Genomic DNA, 19,956 nt, shown 5'->3' on the forward strand with positions numbered 1-19,956 from the left:
CCCTCGGCCCTACCTATCGGTCATCGGGCCGAAACGGATCTGGAGCGCGCGCATGCAGGACATCCCGTTGGGGGCGAAGGGGAGCTTCGCCATGCTGGTCGGGCCGTCACATCTGGCCAGCCAGTTCAAGGACAACATCCTTCCGCCGGTCTTCGCCACGCCGATGATGGTCCTGATCATGGAGAACGCGGCGCTGAACGCCGTCCGCCAGTACCTCGATCCCGGCGAGAGCGCCGTCGGGACCAAGGTGGACGTGACCCACATGGCGGCGACGCCGGTCGGGCACCGCGTCCGGGCGGAGGCCGAGGTGGTCGGCGTCGCCGGACGCCAGATCCAGTTCCGCGTCGCGGCCTGGGACGAGTCGGAGCAGATCGGGTCCGGGACGCACGAGCGGATGATCGTCGACATCGAGCGGCTCGGCAAACGTCTCGCCGCCAAACAGCCCGCCCCGTCGAAGCGCGCGTAGCGTCCGGGCCGTGGCCCCTGGCACCCGTGGGACCGGCGAGCCCGGCTCGGTGCCGACGGGCTTCGACCCTCAATCCGGGCGGCCCGCGCCAGCGGACTCGGTCTGCCGCACCGCGACGGCAGCCCTGATCGCCTCGTAATCGGCCTTCTTCAGGACACGCCGTGTCACGAGATCCTCCGGGGAGCCGTAGGGCCGGAACGCGACGATCCGGCGCCCGATCATGCCGGCCCCGAGGGCGTTCAGCTCCTCGACGGACGCCGTGTTGAGGTCGACGCCCTGGCCCGGAGAGGCCGGCGGCTGGCCGGAGCCCGGCGCGCCCTCGGCCTGCTGCGGCGGCGCCGCCGGCTTCGCCACCCCGCTCGCCGCGGGGGCATCTGGCGATGCGGGCGGCGATGCGGGCGGGGTTGCCGCCAGGGACGACGGGGGGGCGGCTGTCGCGTTCCGCGGTGCCGGGGCGACGCGCTGGGCGGATCCGGCGTTCGGCCCCGGATAGACGGACCGGATGGCCTCGCCCTGCGGGTCGATCCCGGATCGGTCCTGCTTGGACACGGGAATCGGTGTGGACGCCTGCCTGTCGCGGCTCGCGTGAGGGCGGGGCCCGTAGGAGATCCAGAGGCCCGCCAGGACGACTGCGGCCGCCGCCAGACCGGCGCTGATGGACAGCGTGGATCGGCTCATTCTCACAACCTCCTCTTGGCGGGCGGGGCACTGCCCCACGGCGATGGCGCGATCGAGGTGGGCTAACCCAGCCCGAGCGGCATCGCCATCCGCCGCGTGAGGTTCGCTGATCCGAATCGTGCGGCGCGCTGGCGCAGCTCACGGTCGCGCGGGCCGCGCGGCGAGGTGCCGGCGTCGTCGCCCGCGCGGGGCCGCACGTCTGATAACGCCGCAGCGCGGGTCCGGCCGTCAGAGCTCGAGCGTCACGGCGTCCCGCGCGCGCGAGACGCAGGGCATCATGCGGCTCCCGCGCTTGGCGAGCGGCAGGACCGCGTCGCGGTGGAGGACCGCGCCGTCGCGATAGCCGCACTCGCAAGCGCCGCAGACGCCGAGCTCGCAGGAGGAGGGCAGGTCGAGCCCCGCGCCGCGCAGCACGTCGAGCAGCGATCGGTCGGCGGGCACGTGGAGCACCTGCCCGGTGGAGGCGATGCGCGCCTCGAACGGCTCCGGCACGAAGCCCTCGTCGCGCAGCGGCTCGAAATGCTCGCTGTGCACCCGCTCGGCGGGCCAGCCCCGCGCGACCAGGCCCTCCTGGACCGCGTCCATGAGGCGCCGCGGCCCGCAGGCGTAGGCGTGGGTCCCGGTCTCGGCCGGGCCGAGGGCGTCGGGGTCGAAGCGCCGCCCCTCGGACCCGAACCAGCACCGGAGGCGCGGCCCGCAGACCGCCCGCACCGCTGCCAGCAGCGGCGCCGCCTCGGGGGAGGGGGCGCAGAGGTGGAACGCGAACTCCGCTCCCGACGCGGCGAGCGCGCGCGCCATGGCGAGCAGGGGCGTCACCCCGATCCCGCCGGCCACGAGCAGGTGGCGGCGCGCCTCGGGGTCGAGGGGGAAGTTGTTGCGGGGCGCCGAGACGTGGGCGAACGCCCCGGGCGCGAGCGTCTCGTGCGCCCAGGCCGAGCCGCCCCGGCCGGCCGCCTCCCGCTTGATCGCGATCTCGTAGCGGCTCCGGTCGGCCGGGTCGCCGCACAGCGAGTACTGCCGCACCCGCCCGTCCGGCAGGCGCAGGTCGACGTGGGCGCCGGCCGTCCAGGCGGGGAGTTCCGGGCGCGCGGGATGGACCAGACCGAGGTGCAGCACCTCCGGCGTCGTCGCGACCGCGTCGGCGACGCGCAGCTTCATGATCAGGCGGGCCGTCATCGCGCGCAGCTCCGTCAGTCCAGCAGCGCGATCGCGTCGCCGGGCCGGATCACGCCGCCGCTCTCGATCCCGCAGTTCAGGCCCGAGCGGTTGTAGAGCGGCAGGTAGACCGGCATTCCGAGCAGCTCCTCGAGATAGCGGCAGGGGAAGTTGAGGCGCCCGCCCCGCAGGATCACCGCGCCGACCCGGAAGCGCCGGCCGACCAAGTGGTTGAGCGGCACGCCGCGCACCGTGAGGTTGCGCCGATGGTCCCCCGGCAGGAGGCGCAGCGGCCCCTCCTGCAGCGGCGGGTCGTTGCGGTTGAGGGCGTCGAGGGCCTCCTGCTCGATCAGCGTGACCTCGCGCACGTCGGGCTTGGGCGAGTAGGTGCCGGTGCCGAGGAAGTAGCGGTCGCCCTCGATCCCGCGGCCGGCCACGCACACGGCCTCGGACACCTCCTCCATCTCGTAGCTCGCCGCGGGGGCGATGTGGATGTGGGTCAGGCTGCCGACCCAGCCGGCGGCGCCGCCCGGAACCCGGACGGCGGCCGATCCGGCCGCGTGCGCGAAGGCCTCGACCATGCGGGGTGCGGTCTCGCCGGTCATCGTGCTGGTCGCCTCGGTTGTCATGCGGCCTCCGTGGCGAGCGCGATCGCCTCGATCTCGACCCGGGCGTCGCGCGGCAGGCGCGCGACCTCGACTGTGGAGCGGGCCGGGGCCTCGCCCGGGAAGTGCTCGGCGTAGACCGCGTTCATCGCGGCGAACTCCGCCATGTCCTTGAGGAACACGGTCGTCTTCACGACGCTCGCGAGGCTGGCGCCGCCCGCCTCGAGCACGGCGGCGAGGTTGGCGAGGGAGCGCCGGGTCTGCGCCTCGACCCCCTCGGGGAACGCGCCGGTGGCGGGATCGATCGGCAGCTGTCCGGAGGCGAAGACCAGGCCGCCGGCCCGGATCCCCTGTGCGTAGGGCCCGACCGCCGGGGCGGCCTTCTCGGTGCGGATGGTGTGCTTCGTCATGCGGTCGATCTCGCGTCGGTCTGTTTCAGATAGTGGACGATAATCCACTGTATGGGAAGCCGCCGCGCGCGTCCGGGGCGGCGGCTCATCCGGTCAGTCGATCGGCTTGCGCGCCGTCTCCGGGGCGAGGAGCGTCGCCGTCAGGGTGATGCAGGCGAGGGCGATCAGGTAGACGGAGATCGGCCAGGTCGCGCCGGAGCTCCAGCCCAGCAGGGCCGCGGCGATCAGCGGCGTGAATCCGCCGCTCAGGGCCGCGCCCACCTGGAAGCCCAGCGAGGCGCCGCTGTAGCGCAGGCGCGCGTCGAACAGCTCGGACATCCAGGCGGCGCCGGTGCCGAACATGATCCCCTGGCCGAAGCTCAGGGCCACCGCGACGGTCAGGGTGATGATCGTCGGGTCGCGCGTGTCGAGCAGGGTGAACAGCGGGAACGCGAAGGCGATCGAGAACAGGCAGGCGGCGACGAACAGGGTCCGGCGGCCGTAGCGGTCCGACAGCCAGCCGAAGGCCGGCAGGGTGAAGAGCTCGATCACCGCCGCCACCAGGATGCCGTTCAGGATGATGCTGCGCGACAGCCCGAGCTGGCCGGTCACGTAGGAGATCGAGAACACGGTCACGACGCTGACGTAGGCAATCTCGGAGACCTTGAGGCCCACGGCCTTCAGGAAGGTGCGCGGGTGCTCGGTGAGGATCTCCATGACCGGCAGCCGCGCCACGGCGGACCGCCGCTTCACTCGCTGGAACGCGGGCGTCTCATGCAGGCGCAGGCGGATGAACAGCCCGAGGCCGACCAGCAGCGCGCTGGCCAGGAACGGGATCCGCCAGCCCCAGGCGAGGAAGTCCGCCTCCGGCAGGAAGCCGCACAGCGCGAAGGCCCCGATCGACGCGATGACGCCGAGGGGGTAGCCGAGCTGGACGATGCTGCCGAAGAAGCCGCGCCGCTCCGCAGGGACGCTCTCCACCACCATCAGGACCGCGCCGCCCCACTCGCCGCCGATCCCGATGCCCTGGACCAGGCGCAGCGCCACGAGCAGGATCGGGGCCCAGATGCCGATCTGCGCGTAGGTCGGCAGGCACCCGATCAGGAACGTGCCGAGGCCCATGATGATGATGGTCAGGGACAGCATCGCCTTGCGGCCGATCTTGTCGCCGAAATGCCCGAAGATGACGCCGCCCAGGGGGCGCGCCAGGAAGCCCACCGCGTAGGAGCCGAACGCCGCGATGGTGCCGACCAGCGGGTCGAAGCTCGGGAAGAACAGCTTGTTGAACACGAGCGCCGTGGCCGTCCCGTAGATCAGGAAGTCGTACCACTCGACCGTCGTCCCGATGACGCTCGACCAGACGATCTGGCGCCGGTCGGCGACCGGCACCGGGCCGGCATCGAGAGCCGGGGACGCCTCAAGGGGCAACGCGGTATCGGCCACGGCACATCCTCCACTGTGATGGATAAAAATCCATTCTTGTGGAGGCAAGCGGCGTGCCAGCCCGGCGACGCGCGTTCCGGAGTGCGCTTCGGCGCAAGGTGCGGCGCAAGGTGCATTTCGGCAGCCCCTGCGCTAGGCGGGGGCGACTCTCTCGGTGCCGCGCCCCGGTCGCGCGGCCCGGACGCGGGCGCGGAAGACGGGGCATGACGGCGAGGACGATCATCGGGGCGGACCCGGCAGCGACGGAGACGTCCCCGCAGATCCACATCGCCGAGGAGATCCGGCGCCGCCGCAGGGAGCAGGGCCTGTCGCTGGAGACGCTGGCGGCGCGCTCGGGCGTCAGCCGCTCGATGATCTCCAAGATCGAGCGCTCCGAGGCCGTGCCGTCGACAGTGGTGCTGTCCCGCCTCGCGGAGGCGCTCGGCGTCACCTTCTCGCGGCTGATGGCGCCCGCGACGGAGCGCGAGATCCTGCTGATCCCGGCGAGCCGCCAGCCGATCCTGCGCGACGAGGCGTCGGGCTACCTGCGGCGCTGCATCTCGCCGGTCCTGCCCGGGCGGGGCATCGACTGGGTGCTCAACACGCTGCCGCCGGGCGCCAGCACCGGCGAGTTCACCGCCCATCGCCGCGGCGTGTCCGAGTACATCTACGTCCTGCGCGGCCGCCTGCGGGCAGTGATCGGCGAGCGCGCGGTCATCATGGAGACCGGCGACAGCCTGTATTTCGAGGCCGATGCCGGGCACGCCTTCACCAATGTCGGCACGGAGGCGTGCGAGTACTTTCTGGTGATCGACCCGTCGCGCGTCCGCTGAGCCGGCGCCCCCCGGGCGTCCGCGGCGCGCGGGGCCGGCCGCCGGTCCCGGTCGGGCGCGTCAGTGGAAGGCCTTGAAGGCGATGATCGTCTCGGAATCCTTCACGCCGTCGAGGCGCAGGAGGAAGTCGTTCACGAACAGCCCGATATCGACGCCGTTGTCCACGTGGAACTTGGCCATGATGTCGAACCGTCCGGCCGTGGAGTAGATCTCGGACGCGATCTCCATCGCGACAAGCGCGTCGGACACGGCGTAAGTCTTGCCGATCTCGCATTTGATCTGCACGAAAAATGTCTTCATGTCCGTCTCGCTGGATGGCGCGCCGCCGCGGCCGCGCGGATCGGGGCCACCGACCCCGCCGGAGCGGCCGAACCTAGCACCGTTCCGCGCGTCCGCTCAGGCGGCACCCGGCCGGAGAAACGCCAGGACCTCGCGGGCGAACATCTCGGGGGCCTGGAGCTGCGGGACGTGGGCGCAGTCCGGCAGCGTCACGAACCGCGCGTCCGGCAGCCCGGCCGCGAGCTCGCGCGCCATGGCCGGCGGGGTCGCCTCGTCCTCCTCCCCGACGAGCACCAGCGCAGGCGCGCGGATCTCGGAGAGGCGCGCGCGCAGGTCGAGGCCGGCCAGGGCCGCGCAGGCGGCCCGGAACACGTCGACGTCCGTGCGCAGGAAGGCGGCCCGGCGCTCGGCCATCAGGTCCGGGTGCGCGGCCTGGAACGCGGGCGCGAACAGGCGGCGCATGGCCGTGTCGGCGAGCGCCGCGAGGCCCTTCTCGGCCGCCGCGCCGGCCATGCCGCGGAACGCGGCCCGGCCGGGCTCCGGGAAGCAGGCGCCGCAATCGGCGAAGACGAGCCGGTCGAAGAGGTCGGGGTGGCGCAGGGCGCAGAGCAGCAGCACGAAGCCGCCGTAGCCGTTGCCGAGCCCGGCCGCCGGCCGGCCCCCGGCCGCCGCGCGCAATGCCGCGCCGACCCGGTCGGCGACGGCCTCGAGGCCGCCCGGCGCGGGCGCGGAGGCGCCGAACCCGGGCAGGTCGGGGAGAAGGAGCCGGAAGTCGCGGCCGAGCGCCGGGGTGACCCGGTCGAAGCTCGTCCGGTCGGCGAGCAGCGAGTGCAGCAGGACGAGGGGCGGGCCCTCGCCGGACAGGGTCACCGCGACCTGGCCATCCGCGAACATCGCCTGCATCCGAGACCTCCCCCGCCGCCTCTGCCGGCGGCTCCACGACGCTGTCGCATCCGACGCGTTCGCTCGCAATCCGGTTGACGTGATATTTCACGAATGGCAGCATGTGTCGATCGAACGAGGCCGTGCGTGCTGCTCCGAGACAACATCTACGCGGCGATCCGCGCCGACATCCTGGCCTGCGTCCTGCGCCCCGGCGCGGAGGTGCGCGAGCAGGAACTGGCCCAGCGCTACGCCGTGAGCCGGCAGCCGGTCCGGGAGGCGCTGCTGCGCCTGGAGCGCGAGCGGCTCGTCACGGTTCACGCGCGTCAGGGATATCAGATCAACGCGATTTCGGTGGCGGACGCGCGCGATCTGCTGCGCATGCGCCTCGCCCTGGAGCCGGCCTGCGCGGCCGAGGCCGCGGCCGGCGCGCCCGCTTCCGTCCTGGCGTCCCTCGACGCGTTCCGCGCCGTCGCGGACGGCGCCGACTTCATCGCGGAGAACCGCGCCTTCCACATCGCCCTCGCCGAGGCGTCGGGGAACCGCCGCATGGCCGCGACCGTGCGCGACCTCGTCGAGCAGGCGGACCGGCTGGTCCGGGTCAGCCTCGACGGTATCCGCGGGCGCGACCCGGCGCAGCTGGTGGACGAGCACGCCGCCATCATCGACGCCGTGCAGCGGCGCGACGGGCGCGGGGCGCGCCGCCTCGTGCGCGCGCACGTCGCCCAGGCCGAGCGCCGCATCCTGACCGCCCTGGAACGCAGCGCGATCGTCCTCTGAACGAGCCCGCGCCCGGCGCGGAGCCGAGGGACGCGGTCGAACACGACACCGGGCCCGACCCGGCCCGACTACGGACCCGACACGGGAGAGACGCCATGACCCTGCACGCGCCGGAACCGACCGTCGAGACACGGGGCAACTTCATCGACGGGCGCGAGGTCGAGGCCGGCGACGGGACGCTGATCGACGTGCGCAATCCCGCCACCGGCGCGGTGATCGCCCGGATCCCCAATTCGGGGCCGGCCGACGTCGACCGGGCGATGCGCGCGGCCCGGGCGGCCTTCGAGGGCCGGGAATGGGGCGGGATGGACATCCGGGCGCGCGCCCGGCTGGTGAACCGGCTCGCCGACGCGTTCGAGGCCAACCTCGACACGCTCTACCGGCTGGAGACCACCAACAACGGCCGGCCGGTCAACGAGACCCGGGCGCAGCTCTCGCGGCTGCCGGACTTCTTCCGCTACTTCGCGGGCGTGGCGCTGGCGCGGCGCGACGACGTCATCCCGGTCGAGGGCAACTACCTCAACTACACCCGCCGCACCCCGATCGGCGTGGTGGCGAACTGCACGCCGTTCAACCACCCGCTGATGATCCTGTGCAAGTCGCTGGCGGTGGTGCTCGCCACCGGCTGCACCACGGTGGTCAAGCCCTCCGAGTACACGCCGCTCACGACCCTGAAGCTCGCGCAGATCTTCACCGAGGCCGGCCTGCCGCCGGGCGTGTTCAACATCGTGCTGGGGCTCGGCGCCTCCACCGGCAAGGCGCTGGCCGAGCACGGCGACATCAACAAGCTCGTGCTCACCGGCGGCACCGAGGCCGGCCGGATCGCCGGCTCGGCCGCCGCGAAGGTCTTCGCCCACCAGACCATGGAGCTCGGCGGCAAGACCCCCGTGATGGTGTTCGACGACTTCGACGTCGAGCGGGCGGTGAACTACGCGGCCTTCGGCGCCTTCATCGGCGCCGGCCAGACCTGCGTCTGCGGCAGCCGCCACCTCGTCCAGGCCTCGATCTACGACGAGTTCGTCGAGCGGCTCGCCGCCAAGACCGCCGCGATCCGCCTCGGCGACCCCTTCGACCCGGCGACCCAGCTCGGGCCAGTCATCTCCGAGCGCCAGCGCGAGCGGGTGCTGGCCTATGCCGGCTACGGCCGCGACCAGGGCGCCCGCGCGGTGGCGGGCGGGCGGGCGGCCCGGGTGCCGGGCTTCGAGGGCGGCTACTTCGTGGAGCCCACCGTGTTCGCGGACGTCACGGCCGACATGCGCATCTTCCAGGAGGAGGTGTTCGGGCCCTTCACCAGCGTCACCCGCTTCGAGGACGAGGCCGACGCGCTCCGGCTGGCCAACGACTCGCCCTTCGGCCTCGCCGCGGCCGTGCGCACCCGCGACGTCGCCCGGGCCCACCGGGTGGCGCACGCGGTCAAGGCCGGCATCGTCTGGATCAACGACCACCACCGCCTCGACCCGGCCTCGCCCTGGGGCGGGGTCGGCGACAGCGGGCTCGGCCGCGAGTGCGGGATCGAGAGCTTCAACGACCATTTCGACGTGAAGAGCGTGATGGTCGCCACCGGCGACGGGCCCTTCGACTGGTACCGCGACACGGCCGGCCAGCGCCGCCTGAACTGACGACCGGCGGCGCGGGGAATGCGAGGTCCGCGCCAGACGGACCCCTTCCGCGCCGGCCCCGAACCCGAGGAAGGAAACGCCCCATGTCCGAAGCCGTGAGCCCGGCGGTCAACGCCGGAGGCCGCCTCGACCGCCTGCCGATCGGCCCGTTCCATCGCCGCATCATGTGGCTGATCGGGATCGGCATGTTCTTCGACGGGTTCGACATCTACATCGCCGCCACCGTGCTCGGCGCGACCCTGAAGAGCGGCTTCTCGACCCTGCCGCAGAACGCGTGGTTCGTCTCGGCCACCTTCGTGGGGATGATGGCGGGCTCGTTCCTGACGGGCTTCTTCGGCGACCGCTACGGGCGGCGCTTCACCTACCAGGCGAACCTCCTGGTCTTCGGGCTGGCCGCCATCGGGGCGGCCTTCGCGCCCAACATGACGGTGCTGATCGTGCTCCGCTTCATCATGGGCGTGGGGCTCGGGGCCGAGAACGTCGTGGGCTACTCGACCATGACCGAGTTCGTGCCGGCGCGCTCGCGCGGGCGCTTCCTCGGCCTCATGGCGGTGTTCGTCGTCACGGGCCTGCCGGCCGCCTCCCTGATCGGCTACCTGATCATCCCGGCCTTCGGCTGGCGGGCGATGTTCACGCTGGGCGGCCTCGGGGCGCTCGCCGTCTGGTACGCCCGCAAGAGCCTGCCGGAATCGCCGCGCTGGCTCGAGGCCGTGGGGCGCCACGCCGAGGCCGAGGCGCTGATGCGCGCGATCGAGGCCGAGGCGGGCCGCGGCGCGCCGCTGCCGCCCGCCGCCGCGGCCGCGCCCGTCACGCAGCTCGGGCTCGCCGCCCTGTTCCGGCCGCCGCTGCTGTCGCGCCTGCTGCTGGGCTGCCTGTGCCTCGTGGTGATCAACACCCTGCTGTACGGCTTCGTGACCTGGCTGCCGACCTTCTTCATCCGGCAGGGCCTCTCGGTGGCGACCTCCTTCGGCTACGCGCTGCTGATGGGGCTCGGCGCGCCGGTGGGCAGCGCCATCGGCGCCCTGACCGCCGACCGCTGGGGCCGCAAGCCGACGATCATCGGCGCCTCGGCGACGGCCATCCTGTTCGGGATCCTCTACCCGATGACCCTGGACCCGGTCCTGCTGCCGCTGGTCGGGTTCGGGCTGACGGTGCCGATCTACGTGCTGGTGGCCCTGCTGTTCGGGATCTACATCCCCGAGCTGTTCCCGACCGAGGTGCGCCTGCGGGCGTCGGGCCTGTGCAACACGGTCGGGCGCGGGGCGACCATCGTGACGCCCTTCCTGGTCGTGACCCTGTTCGAGACCTACGGCATCGCGGGCGTGACCGGCCTGATGATCGGGCTGCTCGCCCTGCAGATCGTGGCGGTCGCGGCCTTCGGCGTCGAGCCGCGCAGCCAGAGCCTGGAGAGCCTGGAGGCCGGCGTCGCGCCGGCCGAGGGCGGCCCGGCCGCCCGGGCGCGGGGCACGGTTCCGCGCCCGATCCACTGAGACCGGGAGGCGCTCCGCCCGGCCGTCCCCGGCCGGGCGAGGCGATCAGTTCCAGGTGTGCAGGACCGTGCGCCAGGCGCCGTCGCGCTTCTCCAGCACGTTCACCCAGTTGCCCTCGAACTTCTTCTTCGCGCCCCCGTCCCCGGGGCCGGTCATCTCCCAGCGGCCGGACACGATGAGCAGGTTGTCCTTCGGCAGCGCGGATTTGACCGTCGTCTTGTGCTCGTCCCATCCCTTCGCCTTCAGCCCGGCGAAGAACTTCTGGATGCCGTCGCTGGTCTGCGGCGCGCCCTTCGTGACGACGATCGCGTCGGGCGTGTAGAGCTTGGCCAGCGCGTCCATGTCGCCGCCGTTATACGCCGCGTCCCACTGGCTCGCGGCGCTCTGCGCGTCGGCCTGGACGGTGTCCGCCCGGCACAGGCTCGGCGTCATCAGGGCAACAGCGAATACGGTCGCGTGCAGAACGTGGGGGCGCAGCATGTCTTCCTCCATCGTGACGTGTTGTAGTTGATGAGAGCGTGACGGCACAGGATCTGCGGGGTCGGACTAAGGGTATTTCTCCCAGGTGAGCGTGATGACGCTCATCCTGCCGTCGACGTTGAACTTGAACGGCACCGTCGTGAGGACGAGCCGCCCGTTCTCCTGCGCGACGTGCCGGACCTGGGAGGTCCCGGTCCAGGCCTCGTTCCAGGACGTGTCGATGTCGTGGACGATCCGGTCGCCCTCGAGCCGGTAGGTCCCGGCATAGGCGAAGAAGGTCTTGTGGAGCTTGATCCGGTCCGCGTCGGACATCTTGTCGTTGGCGATCGGCCGCTCCCGGCCTTCGTGGGCGCAGACCACCATCATGCGCCCGTCGCGGCCGTAATGGATCCACCCGGTCGGCTTCGGGCCGCCATAGGCGTCGATGGTCTCGCCCGTGTCCACGATCCGGCGCGTGGCCGCCGCGAGGCGCCAGGTCCCGACGACCGCGTCCGCGTCCACCGCCCATCCGGGCGAGATGCCGAGACAACCCGAGACCAGGACGGCGGCGCCCGCGACGCCGACCATCGCCGTCTCGGCGAGCCGAGACCTGCGCAACCCCTGTTCGACGACGCGCATCGCAGCGACCCCCGGTAAGGCCATGGGGACTCAGAGCACGAACCAGACCGTACGCGACCGAACCATCATTGAATACCATGATCGGTGCGAATGCAAGGCATATGTGCTGATTTGATAAAAACGAAAACAGTCAAAGATCTGATATGGTCCGAATGGTGCTGGAAAGATAAGTATAGATGCGCCCGAGAGACCTGCGCGGCCTGCTGGCCGAGTCGACGGCGCGTGCGGGGGCGACGTTCGGGAGGGGGATCGGCCGCCCGCATGCGGAAACGTCCTGATCCGCGTGTCCGGATCGTCCTTTCCACCTGCGCGAGGCGTGCGAACATCTGCGCGTCCGAGACGATTGACCGCTCATCGGGGGAATGCCGCGCGCCTATCGAGGGTGGCGCGCAGGGGCTACGCTCCCACTGATGTCCGCGGCAACCGACCCCCACCCCGACCCCAGGCCGACCCTCGCGCGGCCCGACGACGATCCGTACCTCTGGCTGGAGGAGGTCGACGGGCCCGACGCGCTCGCCTGGGTCGAGGCGCGCAACGCGGAGACGCTCGCCCGCTACGGCGATGCCGGCTTCCTCCGCGACCGCGACATCGCCCGCGCGCTTCTCGACCGGCCGGACCGCATCCCGTTCGTCCAGCGCTTCGGCACCTGGCTCTACAATTTCTGGACGGACGGCGCGCATCCGCGCGGCCTGTGGCGGCGCGTCGACGCGGCCGGCTACCGCGCCGCGGTCCCGGACTGGGAGATCCTGCTCGATCTCGACCATCTCGCGGCGACGGAGGGCGAGGACTGGGTCTGGGCCGGGGCGACGATCCTCAGGGACGCGCTCGATCGCGCCCTTGTGCGCCTCAGCCGCGGCGGCAAGGACGCGGCCGTGATCCGCGAGTTCGATCTGGACACCCGCACCTTCGTGGCCGACGGCTTCGTCCTGCCCGAGGGCAAGGGCGGCGCGACGTGGCTCGATCGCGAGACGGTGCTCCTGTCGAGCGCCCTCGGCCCGGGCATGGCCACGCGGTCCGGTTACGCGCGCACCGTCCGGCTCTGGCCGCGCGGCACGGACCCGCGCGACGCGTCCGTCCTGTTCGAGACCGCCGAGACCAGCATGGCGGTCTGGGGCGCGTCCGACCGGCAGACCGGGACCGAGCGGATCACGGTCGTCGAGCAGCTCGGCTTCTTCGACGCGGCTGTCCATATCGGCGATCGCGGCGGCCTGCGCGCGCGCCTCGACCTGCCCACGCATGCCGGGGTCCAGCTGCACCGCGACCACCTGTCCGTGCGGCTGCGGCGGCCCTGGACGGTGGACGGCGTCGCGCACGACACCGACACGGTGCTGGCGATCGCGCTCCCCGACCTGCTGGCGGGAGGCCGCGCCTTCACGGTCCTCTGGCAGCCGGACGCGCGGCTCGCCCTGCAGAGGGTGTTCTGGTCGGCCGGGCGGCTGATCGTGGACGTGCTCGAGGACCTGCGTCCCACCTACCGGGTCTTCGAGCCGGGGCCGGGCGGCTGGACCGAGCGGCCCCTCGCCGGCCTGCCCGCCCTCGGCTCCGTCCATCTCTGGCCCCTCGACGGCGATCCGGAGCGGGCGGACGGAGCCCTGCTGGCGCTGGCCCACGATCCGGTGACGCCGCCGGCGCTGCTCGCCTTCCCGCCCGCGCTCGATGCCCCGGCCGTCCTGCGTCGGGCGCCCCCGGCCTTCGACGCGCGCGGCATCCGGGTGACGCGCCACGAGGCCGTGTCGGCGGACGGAACGCGCGTTCCCTACGTTCAGGTCGGGCCGGAAGCCGAGACCGGTGCGGCCCCCGTCTACCTGACGGCCTATGGCGGGTTCGGGCTCTCGCGCCTGCCGGATTACCAGCCCGTGCTGGGCAAGCTCTGGCTGGAGCGCGGTGGCACCTGCGTGACCGCCAACATCCGCGGCGGCGGCGAGTTCGGCACCCGGTGGCACCACGCGGGCCGGCGCGAGGGCAAGGCCCGGGCGCACGACGACTTCGCCGCGGTGGCCGCCGATCTCGTCGCCCGCGGCGTGACGCGGCCGGGGCGGATCGCGGCCGAGGGCGGCTCGAACGGAGGCCTGCTGATCGCCAACATGCTCACCCGCTACCCGGAGCGGTTCGGGGCGCTGGCCTGCACGATCCCGCTGATCGACATGCGCCGCTACACGAAGCTCCTGGCCGGCGCGAGCTGGATCGGGGAGTACGGCGATCCGGACGACCCGCAGGACTGGGCGTTCCTGTCCGGCATCTCCGCCTACCACGCCGCCGAGGCCGGGCGGGCCTACCCGCCGATCCTGCTGGCCACGAGCCGCGGCGACGACCGGGTCCATCCCGGCCACGCGCGGAAGATGGCGCAGAAGCTCCGCGTCCTCGGCTGCGACGTCGCCTTCTACGAGCCCGCGACCGGCGGGCACGGCGCTGGCAAGGACAGCGAGCAGACGGCGGCGTTCCGGGCGCTGGGGCTCACCTTCCTGCGCCGCGCCATCGGATGGGATGACCCGGTCGCGTGAGCGCGGCCTCGACCCGAACCGCGGCATCGTCCGGGTCCGCATACGGGAACGGCGGGGCTCTCGCCCCGCCGTTCCCGCCGTCCGTTCGGGCAGTCCGTCGCCCGGGCGGCCCCGAGGACCGCCGCGGCTCAGAAGCCCATCAGCACCCCGGCCGAGCCGGTCACCGTCATCGCGAGGCCGCCCAGGAAGGCGCCGATCATCGCGTAGGAGAAGCCCTTCAGGACCATGTCGTGCACGCCTCTCATCGAGCAGCGGGTCTCGGGCGAGACCCGGGATCACCGACTGCAATGATGATGCCGGATCGGCCGGCTGCGTGCGGTGCGAAGAGTCACGCTGCGCCGCGGAACCGTTCGGCGCGCGTTCAGGCGGCGACGGTGGGCGAGACGGCCGCCGGGCCCGTCTCGCTCACGCGAAATGGGTCGGCAGGCTGAGGGCCTGCGCGTAGGTCACGAGGGCGACCGCGCCGGCGATCAGGGTCGCCGCCAGGGCGATGCGGTTGGTCCAGGTCATCGTCGTCTCCATCGGGTTCGCGACTGTGTTCGCGGTGTGATCCCGATGTACGCCCAAGCTTTCAGGTCCGGCGTGTCCCGGAACACCTGCAGGGCCGCCGCTCGCGCACGGATCCCGGGCCGCGTACCGGCCGGAGGCGGGCAGGGAGGCCGCCTCCGGGCTCGGAGGGCCCCGCAGAGCGGGACGGGACCCTGATCCGCCGGCCCGCTCTATCCGGCCTCGGCGCGCTGATCCGCGTTGGAGGCGACCGTGAAACCCTCGCGATCGAAGACGGTGTAGAGGATGCCGGCCGGATCGAGGCCGAGGCCCCCGATATGCGCGATCGCCGCTTCCTTGGCCTCGGCCAGCGTGCTGAACGGGTCCGGCAGCTGATACATCCGCGAGGCCTGCTCGGCGCCGTCGATCCGCACCGGCGGCGTGGTGATCTCGACCGTGTAGGGCACGACGACCGTCCGCCGCGACCTAGTGGAACACGCCGAGGAAATACAGCAACAGGATGATCGGCAGCGGGATTCCCAGCAGCCACAGCAATCCACCGCGCAGCATTCGCGCCTCCTCTATGTCGACAATCGCACCGAAATATCGGCCGGTTCGAGATTGGAACGCGCGAACATCGGAAAGGGATGCACAATACTGGCGCGAATGCTCGGAGCGCACCTTCGGTAGAGCTGCGTGAGATCTGCAGGCGTCCCGCCCCGCGCGGATGGCCGTCCGCGCCCGACCTCCGCCCGGCCGCGGCTGGGACGGCTCAGCGATGCAGCGCGGCGATCCAGTCCCTCAGCGGATCCACCACGTAGGCCATCCAGGTCCGCGCCCAGGCCAGGGCAGGGCGGTTCGCGTCGATCGGCCGGGCGGCCATCAGGGCCGCCACGTAGGCGTCCTCCTGCGGCTTGCACGCGTCCAGGGCGCCCCGCTCCCGGCCGGGCCTGCTCCGGTGCGCCGGCTGCCGGTCGAAGGCCTCGCGGACGCAGCCGTGCCACGCCCGCTCCAGGCCCGGCAGGTCGGCCGGCTCCACTGCCAGCGCCGCGGCGGGCTCGGCCCCCGCCAGGGCCGCGAGGAGCGTCAGGCCGGCCGCGAGGGGCGAGCGCCTACTCATCCGACACGCGCTCCGTCTGCGGGGCCGCGTCGGCGAGGGTCATCGCGCGCGCGGCCGTGCGCAACTCGTGGCGGGCCACGCCGTCCGCGAGCGCGACGAGGGCGACGAGCACGAGCCCCAGCATGAGGAGACGGCGGATGGTCGGGGCGGGGATGAGCATCGAGGGCGCCTCAGGGAGACGTCCGCACCGTAGCGGAGCCGTCGCGCGCCGGCTGCCACTCCGATGCCACATGAGTACGGAAAGCGAACGTCCGTCCACGAAATCCCGGCGGGAGCGCCCCGGCGCGCCCGCGAGTCGCGGATGCCGGCCATCGCCGCGCCGGATCGAGCCGCGGTGCCGGGCGCGCCCAAAAGGGGCCGGTCCGGCGCGACGAAGAGACCTCGCGCTCGATCCGATACTGATGATTGTGCGGCGTCGCACGCATTCGCGGCAACCGCTGGCCTAACATCCATGTTGAAGGATGACATTCGGCCCGACAGAGCCGAGGCGATCAAGACCGCCGGAACGACGATCTTCCTCACTCGCGACAGTTGACCGGATGACTTCGTGCCGAAGTCAGAAGAGGTTTGCCATGACCGTCCGCCTGTTCGCTGCCGCCGCGCTCGCCGCGACCCTCGCCGCCGCCCTCGCGACGCCCGCCTCCGCGCAGGGATCCGCCGCACGCCACGGCCTGTCCGACGTCACCGCGGTGATGCTGCCCGAGATCTCCGTCACCTACCACCGGCCCGTGCCGGCCGACCGCTCCGCCGGCCCGCACGTCGCCGGCCCGGCCGGCCGCCAGCCGCGCTGACCGGTCAGGCCCGGCGCCCGCAGGATTGCCGGCCTTCCGCGATCTGACCTGCACGAGGCCTGCACGGTGCCCGCACGGTGCCCGGCGGGGAGGGCACGTCTCACGGCGCGATGGCAGATCTCGATCCGGTCGGGCCGGGCGGCGACGCGCATTCGCCGAGCGCGCTCCCGGTCGACATGCACGCGCGATTAGTGTTGACGGCCGTCAATGCTATGCTCGGTTGTCCGTCCACGGTATGCATCGACTTCAGGAGCGCGCCGGGACGCGAAGGGCCGATTGCTATGACACGCTTGACCGTCGCCGCGCTGGTGTTCGCCCTCGCAAGTCCCGCGATCGTCGCGCAGGCCCAGCAGGACATCCCGATCCAGCAGGATCTCAAGCGCATGGATCGCCTCGATCAACGGCTCGGGCGCGAGGATACCGAGTTGAAGGTCGATCCGAACGTGACGCCGGACAATCCGGACGGTGTCGTCGGCTTCGACGGACCTCCGTTCAATTACGGGGATCCCGGCGTGATGGGTGACGGTCCCCTCCCGCCGGGATCGCCCGCCGACGACGACGACTGGTACTGACCGGGGACGGCGCGGCCCGCGGTTCTGAGACCGCGGGGCCCTGCCCGGTTCTCAGCGCGCCTCAGCGCCCCTTCTTGTAGAGCTTGCTGGCGATCTCGAAGATCTCCTCGGGGGCGTAGTTGGGCGCGAAGGCCCCGTAATTGCCGTCGAGTTCCGGGATCTTGCCGCCCTCCGGCAGGCCGTCGACGACCTCCAGGTTGCCGGGCGGATCCCCCGGCAGCGCGACCTCGTCGTTCGACCAGACGCCGGCCGCTTCCTTGTAGTCGTCCGGGCTGAAGCGGTAGAGGCGCCGGTGCGAGCCCTCCTGCAGATATTTCTGGCACTCCGGAATCTTGTCGAGAACGATGTTCGGGGTCGGCAGCATCTTCTCGATCTCGACGCCGGTCAGCTTCTTGAGCGCCAGCGCGTAGGCGTGCGCGTGCACCGAGCCGCGCACGAGCAGGTAGCCGCAGACCTCGCGGCCGGTCGGGTCCTTCAGGGTCTCGTAGACGCGCAGCTTGTGCAGGCGCGCGCCGCACTCCAAGTGGAAGTTGTGCAGCAGGTCGATGATGATGTTGCCCGTCGTCGTCACCATGTCGACGTTCCAGGACTGCGCGTTGGAATTGACCGGCGTCGCGCCGCCGCCGTTGCTCAGGAAGCTGCCGGCGAGCCGGATGTCCTGCATGTCGTGAAACGGGGCCTTCGAGACGTCGACCTCCTCGGTGTCGTCGCCGGGGCCGTTGTTGAGCATCGCGATGCCGGTCGAGACCAGCTCCACGTGCCCGAGCTCCTCGGCGAAGATGCTCGACACGAGGCTGTAGAAGGGGCGCAGCTTCGACTTGTTGCGGAAGTTGAAGCTCTGGAACATGTAGTTCCCGAGGGTCGACATCTCCCCGTACTTGCCGCCGAGCAGCTCCTGCAGCGCGGCCGCCGCGTTGGGATCGGGCTTCTTCGGCTGTGGCAGTTCGGCCTGAAGGCGGTCGAGCTTCATGAACATGCGAGCAGCTCCGTTCGCGCGGGGTGCGCATGACGGCATCTTCCCGCACGGACGATTGTTCCTGCGACCGCGTCGCGGCGGCGCGCGTCAGGCTCGCCGCGCGGCCGTGGCGGAGTGGCCCGCGGGCGTCGTCCCGGCGGTCGGCGCAATCCTGCTGTGGACAGGAGCTCCGGCGCGGCCGCCCGGCCGCCATCCTTTCCGGGGCGGTAACCATGCCGGTCCTACCAGCCGCGACCCCGGACGGTGAGGCAGGTGGACGAATGGGTGACGACGTGGCGGCGATCCTGTTGACCCTCGTGACCGAGAATTCCGAGCTGCGCGAGCAGCTCGCCGGCGCGCAGGACATGCTGATGGAGACGGCCATCGATGCCGGGCAGCTCCATGCCCGGATCCAGGGGTTGGAGGCCGAGCGCGACGCGTGGCGGGCCGAGGCCGCGCACCGTGAGGCCCGCGCCGCCCTGACGGCCTGACGGTTCGGCCGCGCGCCGATCGGGCGCGGACGTGGCGCCGGGCCGGCCCGCGCGGGCCGGATGTCGCGGTCGGATCGGCGACCGTGTACGGTCAACGGCCGTCGAACGATCGACACGGGAGCGCGCGGCGATGGTCACGAACGTCCTGCCCCCGCTCGATCCGGCCGCGCTCGCGGCCGGGATCCGCGCCCGCTTCGTCGAGGGCGTCAACGGCCTGCGCATGCACGTGCTGGAGGCGGGCGACGGCGGTCCCGACCGCCCGCTCATCCTCCTGGTGCACGGCTTCCCCGAGATCGCCTATTCCTGGCGGAAGGTCATGCCGGCGCTGGCCGCGGCGGGCTACCACGTCGTCGCCCCCGACCTCCGGGGCTACGGCCGCACCGCGGACGCGCCGGTCGCCTTCGCGGACGACCTCGCGCCCTACCGGCTGCACAACCTTCTCCTCGACCTGCTGTGCCTGATGAGCGCCCTGAAGCGCGACAGGGTCGCGGCGCTCGTCGGACACGATTACGGGTCCTGGGTCTGCGGCTACTGCGCCCTGGCGCGGCCCGATCTCTTCGGCATGGTCGCCCTCATGAGCGCGCCCTTCGCGGGGGCGCCGGGGCTCGACGCCCTGGCCCGCGGCCTCCGGACGCCGGCCGACGACCCGATCCACGCGGCGCTGGCCGCCCTGCCGCGCCCGCGCACGCACTACCACCGCTACTACGCGACGCGCCGCGCCGCCGCCGACATGGAGCGCAGTCCCCAGGGCCTCGCCGCGTTCCTGCGCGCCTATTTCCACCACAAGAGCGCGGACTGGCCGGACAATCGACCCCGCGCGCTCGCCGGCTGGACGGCCGAGGCCCTCGCCGAGATGCCGACCTACTACGTGATGGATGAAGGCCGGACGATGCCCGCGACCGTGGCGCCGGAGATGCCGGAGCGGGGCGGCGCGGACTGCGCCTGGCTGACGGAGGCGGAACTCGCCGTCTACGCGGCCGAGTACGCGCGCTCCGGCTTCCAGGGCGCGCTCCAGGGCTACCGGTGCCGCATGGATGGCAGCATCGACCGCGACCTCGCGCGGTTCGCCGGCCGGCGGATCGAGGTCCCCCTCCTGTTCGTGTCCGGGGCGCGCGACTGGGGCCCGTTCCAGGCGCCGGGCGCGCTGGAGCGCATGAAGGAGGCCGCCGGCGCGGGCCTGCTCGGCTGCCACTTCGTGGCGGGGGCGGGGCACTGGGTTCAGCAGGAGCAGCCCCGGGCCGTCGCGGACCTCCTGCTCGACGCGCTCGGTCGCGGCGGGGCCGGATCCCGCCCCGGCGCGTAAGCGCCCGCTGCCGCACCGCGTCCGCTCCTATCGGGGCGCCG

General features: G+C 72.4%; 24 protein-coding genes. 10 read left to right on the forward strand and 14 right to left on the reverse strand.

Features of this window, described 5'->3' with window-relative positions; translation table 11 throughout:
- The first annotated feature begins 52 nt into the window (after positions 1 to 52).
- Positions 53 to 466, forward strand: a complete 414-nt coding sequence (locus ASG32_RS07675; RefSeq protein ID WP_020096182.1) for a thioesterase family protein — start codon at positions 53 to 55, stop codon at positions 464 to 466.
- Positions 467 to 535: 69 nt separating this feature from the next.
- Here ASG32_RS07675 and ASG32_RS34935 read toward each other — a convergent pair whose 3' ends face one another.
- From ASG32_RS34935 to ASG32_RS07700, 5 genes are all read right to left on the reverse strand, one after another.
- The gene (locus tag ASG32_RS34935) at positions 536 to 820 is read right to left on the reverse strand and encodes a helix-hairpin-helix domain-containing protein (RefSeq protein ID WP_234083251.1); all 285 of its coding nucleotides are present in this window, start codon (positions 818 to 820) and stop codon (positions 536 to 538) included.
- Positions 821 to 1,372: 552 nt separating this feature from the next.
- Positions 1,373 to 2,320, reverse strand: a complete 948-nt coding sequence (locus ASG32_RS07685) for a PDR/VanB family oxidoreductase (protein ID WP_056524187.1) — start codon at positions 2,318 to 2,320, stop codon at positions 1,373 to 1,375.
- Between the two features lie 14 nt (positions 2,321 to 2,334).
- Positions 2,335 to 2,904 carry an MOSC domain-containing protein gene (locus ASG32_RS07690; protein ID WP_026605417.1) on the reverse strand — a complete coding sequence of 190 codons (570 nt, stop codon included), beginning with the start codon at positions 2,902 to 2,904 and terminating at the stop codon, positions 2,335 to 2,337.
- A gap of 20 nt (positions 2,905 to 2,924) precedes the next feature.
- On the reverse strand, positions 2,925 to 3,314 hold the full coding sequence (locus tag ASG32_RS07695; RefSeq protein WP_056524190.1) for a RidA family protein: 390 nt from the start codon (positions 3,312 to 3,314) through the stop codon (positions 2,925 to 2,927).
- A gap of 93 nt (positions 3,315 to 3,407) precedes the next feature.
- A complete protein-coding gene (locus tag ASG32_RS07700; protein WP_170855219.1) occupies positions 3,408 to 4,682 on the reverse strand; it encodes an MFS transporter in 1,275 nt (424 codons plus the stop codon).
- Positions 4,683 to 4,939: 257 nt separating this feature from the next.
- Here ASG32_RS07700 and ASG32_RS07705 point away from each other — a divergent pair, with 257 nt between their 5' ends.
- Complete coding sequence (locus ASG32_RS07705; RefSeq protein ID WP_012329665.1) at positions 4,940 to 5,548, forward strand: XRE family transcriptional regulator; 609 nt, start codon at positions 4,940 to 4,942, stop codon at positions 5,546 to 5,548.
- A 60-nt stretch (positions 5,549 to 5,608) separates the two neighbouring features.
- Here the strand turns inward: ASG32_RS07705 and ASG32_RS07710 are convergent, their stop codons facing one another.
- On the reverse strand, positions 5,609 to 5,848 hold the full coding sequence (locus tag ASG32_RS07710) for an Lrp/AsnC ligand binding domain-containing protein (protein WP_012329666.1): 240 nt from the start codon (positions 5,846 to 5,848) through the stop codon (positions 5,609 to 5,611).
- A 96-nt stretch (positions 5,849 to 5,944) separates the two neighbouring features.
- Positions 5,945 to 6,730 carry an alpha/beta fold hydrolase gene (locus ASG32_RS07715; RefSeq protein WP_056524196.1) on the reverse strand — a complete coding sequence of 262 codons (786 nt, stop codon included), beginning with the start codon at positions 6,728 to 6,730 and terminating at the stop codon, positions 5,945 to 5,947.
- 126 nt (positions 6,731 to 6,856) lie between these two features.
- On the opposite strand from ASG32_RS07715, the gene ASG32_RS07720 reads away from it, so the two are divergent.
- The 3 genes from ASG32_RS07720 to ASG32_RS07730 all read left to right on the forward strand — a co-directional run bounded on the left by ASG32_RS07720 (position 6,857) and on the right by ASG32_RS07730 (position 10,598).
- Positions 6,857 to 7,489, forward strand: coding sequence for a GntR family transcriptional regulator (locus ASG32_RS07720; RefSeq protein WP_020096173.1), 633 nt, complete (start codon positions 6,857 to 6,859; stop codon positions 7,487 to 7,489).
- Positions 7,490 to 7,584: 95 nt separating this feature from the next.
- Positions 7,585 to 9,108 carry an aldehyde dehydrogenase gene (locus ASG32_RS07725; protein WP_056524199.1) on the forward strand — a complete coding sequence of 508 codons (1,524 nt, stop codon included), beginning with the start codon at positions 7,585 to 7,587 and terminating at the stop codon, positions 9,106 to 9,108.
- An 83-nt stretch (positions 9,109 to 9,191) separates the two neighbouring features.
- The gene (locus tag ASG32_RS07730; protein WP_056524202.1) at positions 9,192 to 10,598 is read left to right on the forward strand and encodes an MFS transporter; all 1,407 of its coding nucleotides are present in this window, start codon (positions 9,192 to 9,194) and stop codon (positions 10,596 to 10,598) included.
- Positions 10,599 to 10,643: 45 nt separating this feature from the next.
- On the opposite strand, the gene ASG32_RS07735 is transcribed toward ASG32_RS07730, so the two are convergent.
- Together ASG32_RS07735 and ASG32_RS07740 are read right to left on the reverse strand one after the other, a co-directional pair.
- On the reverse strand, positions 10,644 to 11,078 hold the full coding sequence (locus ASG32_RS07735) for an SgcJ/EcaC family oxidoreductase (RefSeq protein ID WP_056524205.1): 435 nt from the start codon (positions 11,076 to 11,078) through the stop codon (positions 10,644 to 10,646).
- Between the two features lie 66 nt (positions 11,079 to 11,144).
- Positions 11,145 to 11,696 (reverse strand): lipocalin-like domain-containing protein, encoded by a 552-nt coding sequence (locus tag ASG32_RS07740; protein WP_244491843.1) that lies wholly within the window; start codon positions 11,694 to 11,696, stop codon positions 11,145 to 11,147.
- Positions 11,697 to 12,106: 410 nt separating this feature from the next.
- Here ASG32_RS07740 and ASG32_RS07745 point away from each other — a divergent pair, with 410 nt between their 5' ends.
- The gene (locus tag ASG32_RS07745) at positions 12,107 to 14,197 is read left to right on the forward strand and encodes a prolyl oligopeptidase family serine peptidase (RefSeq protein WP_056524212.1); all 2,091 of its coding nucleotides are present in this window, start codon (positions 12,107 to 12,109) and stop codon (positions 14,195 to 14,197) included.
- A 719-nt stretch (positions 14,198 to 14,916) separates the two neighbouring features.
- On the opposite strand, the gene ASG32_RS07750 is transcribed toward ASG32_RS07745, so the two are convergent.
- From ASG32_RS07750 to ASG32_RS34395, 4 genes are all read right to left on the reverse strand, one after another.
- Positions 14,917 to 15,150, reverse strand: coding sequence for a hypothetical protein (locus ASG32_RS07750; RefSeq protein WP_056524217.1), 234 nt, complete (start codon positions 15,148 to 15,150; stop codon positions 14,917 to 14,919).
- 19 nt (positions 15,151 to 15,169) lie between these two features.
- A complete protein-coding gene (locus tag ASG32_RS33715) occupies positions 15,170 to 15,364 on the reverse strand; it encodes a hypothetical protein (protein WP_139237890.1) in 195 nt (64 codons plus the stop codon).
- 91 nt (positions 15,365 to 15,455) lie between these two features.
- A complete protein-coding gene (locus tag ASG32_RS07755; RefSeq protein ID WP_056524219.1) occupies positions 15,456 to 15,803 on the reverse strand; it encodes a hypothetical protein in 348 nt (115 codons plus the stop codon).
- A complete protein-coding gene (locus ASG32_RS34395; protein WP_199866089.1) occupies positions 15,796 to 15,963 on the reverse strand; it encodes a hypothetical protein in 168 nt (55 codons plus the stop codon). The genes ASG32_RS07755 and ASG32_RS34395 overlap by 8 nt, the downstream gene beginning before the upstream one ends.
- Before the next feature lie 412 nt (positions 15,964 to 16,375).
- Between ASG32_RS34395 and ASG32_RS07760 the strand changes: the two genes are divergently transcribed.
- Positions 16,376 to 16,594 (forward strand): hypothetical protein, encoded by a 219-nt coding sequence (locus ASG32_RS07760; RefSeq protein ID WP_020095860.1) that lies wholly within the window; start codon positions 16,376 to 16,378, stop codon positions 16,592 to 16,594.
- Between the two features lie 110 nt (positions 16,595 to 16,704).
- Positions 16,705 to 17,166, forward strand: a complete 462-nt coding sequence (locus ASG32_RS34940) for a hypothetical protein (protein ID WP_244491844.1) — start codon at positions 16,705 to 16,707, stop codon at positions 17,164 to 17,166.
- A gap of 61 nt (positions 17,167 to 17,227) precedes the next feature.
- Here ASG32_RS34940 and ASG32_RS07770 read toward each other — a convergent pair whose 3' ends face one another.
- On the reverse strand, positions 17,228 to 18,142 hold the full coding sequence (locus ASG32_RS07770) for a manganese catalase family protein (protein WP_010685278.1): 915 nt from the start codon (positions 18,140 to 18,142) through the stop codon (positions 17,228 to 17,230).
- Positions 18,143 to 18,402: 260 nt separating this feature from the next.
- Here ASG32_RS07770 and ASG32_RS07775 point away from each other — a divergent pair, with 260 nt between their 5' ends.
- Together ASG32_RS07775 and ASG32_RS07780 are read left to right on the forward strand one after the other, a co-directional pair.
- Positions 18,403 to 18,612, forward strand: a complete 210-nt coding sequence (locus ASG32_RS07775) for a hypothetical protein (protein WP_056524222.1) — start codon at positions 18,403 to 18,405, stop codon at positions 18,610 to 18,612.
- A 130-nt stretch (positions 18,613 to 18,742) separates the two neighbouring features.
- Positions 18,743 to 19,915, forward strand: a complete 1,173-nt coding sequence (locus ASG32_RS07780) for an alpha/beta hydrolase (protein WP_056524226.1) — start codon at positions 18,743 to 18,745, stop codon at positions 19,913 to 19,915.
- Positions 19,916 to 19,956: the final 41 nt, after the last annotated feature.

This window comes from Methylobacterium sp. Leaf361 (genome assembly GCF_001424445.1).
Taxonomy (GTDB): Bacteria; Pseudomonadota; Alphaproteobacteria; order Rhizobiales; family Beijerinckiaceae; genus Methylobacterium.

What these genes read in the sequence shown, in the direction of transcription:
- ASG32_RS07710 (WP_012329666.1), bottom strand. Translation starts at nt 5,848, where the DNA reads ATGAAGACATTTTTCGTGCAGATCAAATGCGAGATCGGCAAGACTTAC.
- ASG32_RS07735 (WP_056524205.1), bottom strand. Translation starts at nt 11,078, where the DNA reads ATGCTGCGCCCCCACGTTCTGCACGCGACCGTATTCGCTGTTGCCCTG.
- ASG32_RS07685 (WP_056524187.1), bottom strand. Translation starts at nt 2,320, where the DNA reads ATGACGGCCCGCCTGATCATGAAGCTGCGCGTCGCCGACGCGGTCGCG.
- ASG32_RS07695 (WP_056524190.1), bottom strand. Translation starts at nt 3,314, where the DNA reads ATGACGAAGCACACCATCCGCACCGAGAAGGCCGCCCCGGCGGTCGGG.
- ASG32_RS07755 (WP_056524219.1), bottom strand. Translation starts at nt 15,803, where the DNA reads ATGAGTAGGCGCTCGCCCCTCGCGGCCGGCCTGACGCTCCTCGCGGCC.
- ASG32_RS34395 (WP_199866089.1), bottom strand. Translation starts at nt 15,963, where the DNA reads ATGCTCATCCCCGCCCCGACCATCCGCCGTCTCCTCATGCTGGGGCTC.
- ASG32_RS07770 (WP_010685278.1), bottom strand. Translation starts at nt 18,142, where the DNA reads ATGTTCATGAAGCTCGACCGCCTTCAGGCCGAACTGCCACAGCCGAAG.
- ASG32_RS07745 (WP_056524212.1), top strand. Translation starts at nt 12,107, where the DNA reads ATGTCCGCGGCAACCGACCCCCACCCCGACCCCAGGCCGACCCTCGCG.
- ASG32_RS07725 (WP_056524199.1), top strand. Translation starts at nt 7,585, where the DNA reads ATGACCCTGCACGCGCCGGAACCGACCGTCGAGACACGGGGCAACTTC.
- ASG32_RS07775 (WP_056524222.1), top strand. Translation starts at nt 18,403, where the DNA reads ATGGGTGACGACGTGGCGGCGATCCTGTTGACCCTCGTGACCGAGAAT.
- ASG32_RS07760 (WP_020095860.1), top strand. Translation starts at nt 16,376, where the DNA reads ATGACCGTCCGCCTGTTCGCTGCCGCCGCGCTCGCCGCGACCCTCGCC.
- ASG32_RS07730 (WP_056524202.1), top strand. Translation starts at nt 9,192, where the DNA reads ATGTCCGAAGCCGTGAGCCCGGCGGTCAACGCCGGAGGCCGCCTCGAC.
- ASG32_RS07690 (WP_026605417.1), bottom strand. Translation starts at nt 2,904, where the DNA reads ATGACCGGCGAGACCGCACCCCGCATGGTCGAGGCCTTCGCGCACGCG.
- ASG32_RS07780 (WP_056524226.1), top strand. Translation starts at nt 18,743, where the DNA reads ATGGTCACGAACGTCCTGCCCCCGCTCGATCCGGCCGCGCTCGCGGCC.
- ASG32_RS07740 (WP_244491843.1), bottom strand. Translation starts at nt 11,696, where the DNA reads ATGCGCGTCGTCGAACAGGGGTTGCGCAGGTCTCGGCTCGCCGAGACG.
- ASG32_RS07675 (WP_020096182.1), top strand. Translation starts at nt 53, where the DNA reads ATGCAGGACATCCCGTTGGGGGCGAAGGGGAGCTTCGCCATGCTGGTC.
- ASG32_RS34940 (WP_244491844.1), top strand. Translation starts at nt 16,705, where the DNA reads ATGGCAGATCTCGATCCGGTCGGGCCGGGCGGCGACGCGCATTCGCCG.
- ASG32_RS07715 (WP_056524196.1), bottom strand. Translation starts at nt 6,730, where the DNA reads ATGCAGGCGATGTTCGCGGATGGCCAGGTCGCGGTGACCCTGTCCGGC.
- ASG32_RS07705 (WP_012329665.1), top strand. Translation starts at nt 4,940, where the DNA reads ATGACGGCGAGGACGATCATCGGGGCGGACCCGGCAGCGACGGAGACG.